The following is a 6,248-nucleotide window of genomic DNA, read 5'->3' as shown; positions in this document are numbered from 1 at the left end:
ACCCCGCTCAGAGGCGCACATTTCATTTCATTTCGTACTGCTGTGTTCTAAATCCTTCCAGCCACCCAGATCCGTGTCAAATTCACCCGAACCAGCCTGACCAGCAGAAACCGAACACCACCCCGTTCCCAGGGCAACCCCTCTAACCTACCAGACATCCGGACAGATACGAACCATCCGGACAAACCAGAAGAAGTGGGATGTGCCGGGCATCTCCGAGATTCTGCGAACCTGCGGCGCCCTGCGCTCCGCAACTCTAGCAGCCCGAGACCCCCACTCGGCGCCACATAGGTAATCGTCAGGTCCTCCCCTCACCACCTGACGCTCAAACCTTTCCAACACGCCGCCCCACTTCCGTGAAGTCAAGCCGACCGCAAGTCATCCGCAATCGCGTCTCGGTACGAAGTACCTACGAGCACTCTGCGCCCACGGAGGTGTCCGCCATGACTCGCTCGGAGTTCGACGACATCCGCGCCTACCTCACCGACGAGGCGACTCATGCTGGAGACCTGCTGCGAGTCGCCCGGACCCTGATCGACGACCTCGAACACGCTCGCATGCGTGAGGCGGTCCTTCGGACGCACTACCTGCGCCTGCTCACCGCCGCCAGGGCCACGATCGCCGCGGACATCGCGGACGCGCCCGATCCCCTGGCCTTCCTCAAGCACGAGTTGGCCGAGCGGGGCCAGTTGCCCGCGGCCGGCGAGGCCGTACAGCGCATCCTTTCCGATGCCCGGACGGCGGCGGCGCTGCTCGCCTGCCTGGAGCAGAACGTGGCCACCCGCCCGCAGGGCATGCGCGTGCGTCGCTGCGTCGGCACTGGCCGGCGCTAAGCCGTCAGCTCCTCCACCGTGCCGGCGAACGCCGCCCATGCCTGTTCCGTATCGGGTGTTCGTTCATGGGACCGGCGGAACTGGTCGACGAAGATTGCCACGTCGTTGAGGGCCCATCGCAGGCGGTAGAAGGCCAGAGCGGCCTGCTGGGGGCGGCGGCCGGAAGTGTCCTCATATCTCGCGAGATCCTCAGCGAACATCCAGAGGTCTCGCTCGGGCGGCGCCAGCCCCACCGTGTCCCAGTCGACCAGCAGGCACCGATCTCCCGACCACATCAGGTTGCCCGGGTGCGGCTCCCCGTGGGTCACGACAAGCTCGCTTCGATCGACCTTCCTCGCGAGGTGGTCGAATTCGGCCAGCCGTCGGCGGAGGCCCGCGGCGTGGCCCGCCACCAGGGCTCCGGCCGCTCGCGCGAACACCCCTGCCTCCCAGGACTGATCCGATTCCTCGATGGCCTGTTCCAGCAGCGCCCGGAGTGCGGGTTCGGGCCGGAGGACGGGACACCGAGCCGGTGGCGCCGCCCCGTGCAGCCTGGCCAGGAGGTCCACGACCTGTCCTCGGTGCGCGGGGGTCAGCTCCTGACCGAAGAATCCGGATACGCCATCCAGGTACGGGAAGACGCTCACCGCATACCGGGCACCCACCAGGCGAACGGTTTCATCATGTGCGGTGCGCACCGGAGCCACTACGAAGTCCAGCTCCCGCAGAGCGTCGGCGGTGTCCATCGCACGGCGCAGCGCGGCTTCACCGTCTTGCTCCTTCAGGCGCAGGTCCGCGGCGGTGACGAACCATCGCCGCCCATCGGTGTCGGTCGCGATCCAGTGGTAGTCGCCGAAACCGACCGGAGCGTAGTCCAACGCCGCAGGTTGTATGCCCCATTCGGACAAGACCGGCCGCAGGTCATGCTCGTCGAGATCTTGGGGTCGGTCCTTCATGGCTGGCAAGCTAACACGTGGAGCGGTGACCGGATGACAACCGCGGACATACCCGCCCTTGGGCGTACGACTGTAAGACTGCGCGTATGTGGCAACGAGGGTTGAATTGGGCGGCAATCATCCTTGTCGGAGTATTCGGCCTGATGTGGCTCGGCGTCGTGATTTATGCGGATGAAGCCTCTCCCCTTTGGATGCGCATCGCGGAGGCCGTGTTCGGCCTCTTCCTGGCCGGCTGGGCCGTGCGGAGAGCGGTCTTGATGATCAATAAAGCGTGAGTGCCATGAGCGAGGAACTCTACGAAATCAGTCACGACATGGGCGACGACCCGCAGGAGTCGTGGATCGCCATGTATCTGGACAGACTTCCGCAGCTGCACCGGATCGACGAGATCGACGACGAAGTGGCGCGGAACATCTCGCGGTGGGTGCGCGAGGAGGACGGACGCGAGTCGGACACGCACCTGGACCTGCTCGAAGAACCCAGATCGTACTTCGAGGAAGAAGATCACTAGGGCCAGGGCGTTACGGCGTGTACGGCGGGGCCACGCCCCAGCCCAGCGAGGCACCGGCGCGCCGGTGACGGGCTTGGCGCCCGGTTGCGAGTTGTGCAGGGCGAGCCGTGTGCCCCACTCGATGTAGCCGGCGAACGCGGCCCGGAATTCGGGGGTCGTCCGGCAGTCTCACCTCGTCGGCCGCGTCCATGAGCAGATTGACCCAGCGGCGGCGCTGCGGCTCGTAATGCCCTTGCCGAGGTGCGCGGAGAGCATGTACGGGTATCCGCCACGCCGCTCCTCGCTATGGCGATCGTGGCCACCGAAGACCTCGCCCAGCCACATGGCTACATACTTGGGATGATCAGGAGCCACATGCGCGAACAGCGGCCCGATCGGATCATCTTTTCTAACTTGCCGGTAAAGACGGGCTCGTTGCTCGGCCCGGCCATCGGCCCCGGCCGACGGACCTGGTCGTCAGACCCGGCCGCCGGATCCCAGTTGCCGAGGACGCGCCGGCCACTGGCGGCGGGTGCGGACCCGAAGCGCGGGGAGGTCAGCTGATGGCGAGGGGTTCGTCGTCGGGGTCGTCGGCGAAGCCGGGCACCCAGCGAATCACCTCGTCACGAAACCGGGCGGTGGTGTTGAGCTGGCACAACACGCCTACTCCCGCGGCGTGCACCCGGTGGATCAGCACGTAGGACACCGGGAGGTTGAGCTGGCGGACCACGTTGTTGGGGCGGAGGTCGGTGACGCTGGCCGCCTGGGCCTGTAGCCATTGGCGGCTGAAGGTGAACTCCTCCACCGCGGTCGGCTCGACGTAGGGGGCCAGGAACCCCCGGAGGGCGTCGACGTCCACCTCTATCCCGGGGCGAATGAAGCCTTCGGCGCGGAGCCCCGCCACGACCGTCTCCATGTCGCCATGGTTGAAGATGCGGGTGAGCTGGCCGAAGGCCTTGGGGTAGCCCTCCGGGAGGCGGTTGACCGCACCGAAGTCGAGGATGCCGAGCCGGCCGTCGTCGAGCATGCGGAAGTTGCCCGGATGGGGATCGGCGTGGAGCATGCCCACCCGGGCCGGCGAGCAGAACAGGAAGCGGACGAAGAGCAGGCCTGCCCGGTCGCGTTGCTCCTGGGTGCCGTCGGCGATGACGCGGGACAGCGGGGTGCCGTCCATCCACTCGGTGACCAGCACCATCTCGTTGGCGGCGATCACGTCGGGCACGTGGAAGTCGGGGTCGTCGCGGAACTCCAGGGCGAAGGCGTGCTGGGCCTCCGCCTCGCGGAAGTAGTCGAGCTCCTCGGCGATGCGCTCGCGCAACTCCGAAAGGACCGCCTTGATGTCGAGGCCCGGCAGCAGCGCGCCGAAGAGCTTGCCGAGACGGGCCAACTGCGTGAAGTCGCCGAGCAGGGCCTTGCCGGCGCCCGGATACTGGATCTTGACGGCGACTTCCCTGCCGTCGTGCCACACCGCCCGATGGACCTGGCCGATGGAGGCCGCGGCGGTCGGCTGGTCGTCGAAGGCCAGGAAGTTTTCGCGCCAGTCGTCACCCAGTTGCTCGGACAGCACCCTGTGGACCGTGGCGACGGGCAGCGGGGGCGCGGCCTCCTGGAGTTTGGTGAGCGTGGCGCGGTAGGGGCCGACGATCTCCTGAGGCAGCGCCGCCTCGAAGATGGACAGCGCCTGCCCGAGCTTCATCGCGCCGCCCTTGAGCTCTCCGAGCACCTTGAAGATCTGCTCGGCGGTGCGCTGCTGGATTTCCTGGGCGACGAGCTCGGCGGACCTGCCCCCGATCCGCTTGCCCAGACCCAGGGCGGTGCGGCCGGCGAACCCGAGCGGAAGGGTGGCCAGCTTTGCGGAGCGCGTGACGGCGCGGCGCGGAAGATCGCTCACACTGATGCGCGGTGTCTCGGTCGAGAAACCGCTCCCCCCTTCGCGATGTCGTCTCCGGATCTCGTCAGTCCCTGGTCGCTGACATCCCCATTCTTAGCGAATAAGGATTGTTTCGCATACAACGACATTCGGGGTGAGGGCTCCATGACCTGCTTTTCCATTGCCAATCAGGCATGACATCCACTGTGCCGTTGGTCACAGCAGCCTCGCGGCCGTCAAGATGCGCCAGCGCGTGGCCGGTCACGGCGGCGGCCATCAGCGCCGCCAGGGTGGAATCGCAGGCGATCTCGCCGGGTGGATAGCCGCCCAGCCGGGCGGTGACGATCGGCCAGGCGGGGTCGCCGTCGCGGCGGGTCAGGTCGAGGCAGTGCAGGCAGGCGGTCTGGCCGGGCAGCACCAGAGGGCCGACCGAACCGTGGCCCTCGAAGGCGGAAACCAGGAGGTGGGGGATGCCGAGCGCGGTCAGCTCGCTGACGAGCACAGCGTCGAGCGGGCCGACCGGAGCCAGGATGACGAGATCGGGCCGCTCTGACCGGTCGCCCAGGTAGGGGCCACCGGCGCGCACTCGGGCGGCCGGCGTGGGCCCGCCGCCGGACGTGAGCCGCCGGGCCACGGCCACCGCTCCATCCTGGCGGCTCAGCCCCACCTCGGCCCAGGTCACCCCGCCCGGTGTGATGTCGCGAACCCGGACCGTCCCCGGATCGATCACCCGGATATCCCCCACCCCGCAGGCGGCCAGCAACGTGACCACCTGCGCCCCCACCCGTCCGGCGCCGTAGACCCGTACCCGCGCCCGCCTCCTGACGGCGAGTGCGGCCGCCGCGCCCTCCGGGGCGGTCGACGCCAGGTCGAGGGCGTCGAGCTCGGGCGCCAGCCGATCACGCTCGGCGAGGGGCAGCTCCTTCGCGGGAACGGTGGCGGCGTCGTGCACGACGCCCCGGGCGGTGAGCTGGTCGAGCAGGCCCTGAGCCTCCGCCTCGGCCAGACCGGCCGCGGAGGCGGCGACCAGCGTCTGCCCGAGGTCACGGCTCCCGTCGAGCCCGTCGATCCACTGCCGGACGGACCGAGTGAGCCCGGTCAGCAGGACCGCCCGCCCTGGATGCACGCCCAGCTGCAACGTCTGCTCGTCGCGGACGATCCGCCTCAACGCGGGCTTCACACGTGGCCTCATGGCCGCAAGATCTCACGTGCGCCCGAACACCGGCGCCCGTTTCCGTCTCCCTGTGGATAACCCCGCCCCGGGGTGGCCGGCCTGTGGACGGTTACGATCTCCGGCATGAGCGAGCTCTTGGTTGATCGATCTGAAGACGGTGTCGTCCGGGTCACCCTCAACCTGCCCGGCAGGCGCAACGCGATGACCGACGACATGACCGATCAGTGGCGCCGGACGATGGCCGAGCTGGCCACGGACCGGGACGTCCGCTGCGTGGTGGTCACGGGCGCGGGGACGGCGTTCAGCTCGGGCGGCGACCTGTCCTGGCTGGGCGAGCGGGGCGTGGAGCCCGTGCCGCACCTGCGGGATCGGATGCTCGGCTTCTACCGCACCTGGCTGTCCATCACCGAGCTCGAGGTGCCCACGATCGCGGCCGTCAACGGGGCCGCCGTGGGCGCCGGGCTCTGCGTGGCACTGGCCTGCGATCTGATCTACGCGGCCGACGACGCCAAGCTGCTCGCCCCGTTCACCTCGCTGGGCCTGCACCCGGGAATGGCGGCGACGTACCTGCTGCCCAGGAGGGTGGGGGTCGGATTGGCTCGGGAGATGCTGCTCGCCGGTCGCACGCTCACCGGAGCGGAGGCGGCGAGCAAAGGACTGGTAAATCAATCTTTCCCGAAGGATGACCTCCTGTCGGAGGTCGATGCCGTCGCCCGGAAGATCGCCGGCAACGCCCCTGTCGCCACCAAACTCACCAAAGTCGCTCTGAACCAAGACCACCAGGATCTGGAAGCCGCACTGCGCTGGGAGTCGCTCGCCCAGCCGGTGACCATGGCCTCTGCCGACATGATCGAGGGTCTGACCGCCCATCGGGAAAGGCGCATGCCCAAATTCACCGGGTCTTAATCATCTGACCAGCAGAAACAACCACTCTCCCTCTGTGGAA

At 68.1% G+C, this 6,248-nt stretch carries 7 protein-coding genes; 4 read left to right on the top strand and 3 right to left on the bottom strand.

Annotated features, from left to right (window positions below; translation table 11 throughout):
* Window positions 1-443 precede the first annotated feature (443 nt).
* Window positions 444-833: a hypothetical protein gene (locus AB0C16_RS04520; RefSeq protein ID WP_357678785.1), complete on the top strand. Its 390-nt coding sequence runs from the start codon at window positions 444-446 to the stop codon at window positions 831-833.
* On the opposite strand, the gene AB0C16_RS04515 is transcribed toward AB0C16_RS04520, so the two are convergent.
* Window positions 830-1,768, bottom strand: a complete 939-nt coding sequence (locus tag AB0C16_RS04515; RefSeq protein ID WP_357678783.1) for an aminoglycoside phosphotransferase family protein — start codon at window positions 1,766-1,768, stop codon at window positions 830-832. The genes AB0C16_RS04520 and AB0C16_RS04515 overlap by 4 nt on opposite strands.
* An 86-nt stretch (window positions 1,769-1,854) precedes the next feature.
* Here AB0C16_RS04515 and AB0C16_RS04510 point away from each other — a divergent pair, with 86 nt between their 5' ends.
* Window positions 1,855-2,043 (top strand): hypothetical protein, encoded by a 189-nt coding sequence (locus AB0C16_RS04510; RefSeq protein ID WP_357678781.1) that lies wholly within the window; start codon window positions 1,855-1,857, stop codon window positions 2,041-2,043.
* A gap of 5 nt (window positions 2,044-2,048) precedes the next feature.
* The gene (locus AB0C16_RS04505; protein WP_357678779.1) at window positions 2,049-2,279 is read left to right on the top strand and encodes a hypothetical protein; all 231 of its coding nucleotides are present in this window, start codon (window positions 2,049-2,051) and stop codon (window positions 2,277-2,279) included.
* 535 nt (window positions 2,280-2,814) lie between these two features.
* Here the strand turns inward: AB0C16_RS04505 and AB0C16_RS04500 are convergent.
* Both AB0C16_RS04500 and AB0C16_RS04495 read right to left on the bottom strand, forming a co-directional pair.
* The gene (locus tag AB0C16_RS04500; RefSeq protein ID WP_357678777.1) at window positions 2,815-4,149 is read right to left on the bottom strand and encodes an AarF/ABC1/UbiB kinase family protein; all 1,335 of its coding nucleotides are present in this window, start codon (window positions 4,147-4,149) and stop codon (window positions 2,815-2,817) included.
* A gap of 64 nt (window positions 4,150-4,213) precedes the next feature.
* Entirely contained in the window at window positions 4,214-5,320 is a 1,107-nt protein-coding gene (locus AB0C16_RS04495) for a ThiF family adenylyltransferase (protein WP_357678775.1), read from the bottom strand.
* Window positions 5,321-5,425: 105 nt separating this feature from the next.
* Here AB0C16_RS04495 and AB0C16_RS04490 point away from each other — a divergent pair, with 105 nt between their 5' ends.
* Complete coding sequence (locus tag AB0C16_RS04490; RefSeq protein ID WP_357678773.1) at window positions 5,426-6,208, top strand: enoyl-CoA hydratase-related protein; 783 nt, start codon at window positions 5,426-5,428, stop codon at window positions 6,206-6,208.
* Window positions 6,209-6,248: the final 40 nt, after the last annotated feature.

It is taken from the genome of Nonomuraea sp. NPDC048916, from assembly GCF_040649575.1.
GTDB lineage: Bacteria > Actinomycetota > Actinomycetes > Streptosporangiales > Streptosporangiaceae > Nonomuraea.
This window is presented reverse-complemented; position numbering and strand designations above follow the sequence as displayed.

Bases quoted from the DNA above. Each gene is read 5' to 3' on its own strand.
- AB0C16_RS04515 (WP_357678783.1), bottom strand. From the start codon at position 1,768: ATGAAGGACCGACCCCAAGATCTCGACGAGCATGACCTGCGGCCGGTC.
- AB0C16_RS04505 (WP_357678779.1), top strand. From the start codon at position 2,049: ATGAGCGAGGAACTCTACGAAATCAGTCACGACATGGGCGACGACCCG.
- AB0C16_RS04510 (WP_357678781.1), top strand. From the start codon at position 1,855: ATGTGGCAACGAGGGTTGAATTGGGCGGCAATCATCCTTGTCGGAGTA.
- AB0C16_RS04520 (WP_357678785.1), top strand. From the start codon at position 444: ATGACTCGCTCGGAGTTCGACGACATCCGCGCCTACCTCACCGACGAG.
- AB0C16_RS04495 (WP_357678775.1), bottom strand. From the start codon at position 5,320: ATGAGGCCACGTGTGAAGCCCGCGTTGAGGCGGATCGTCCGCGACGAG.
- AB0C16_RS04490 (WP_357678773.1), top strand. From the start codon at position 5,426: ATGAGCGAGCTCTTGGTTGATCGATCTGAAGACGGTGTCGTCCGGGTC.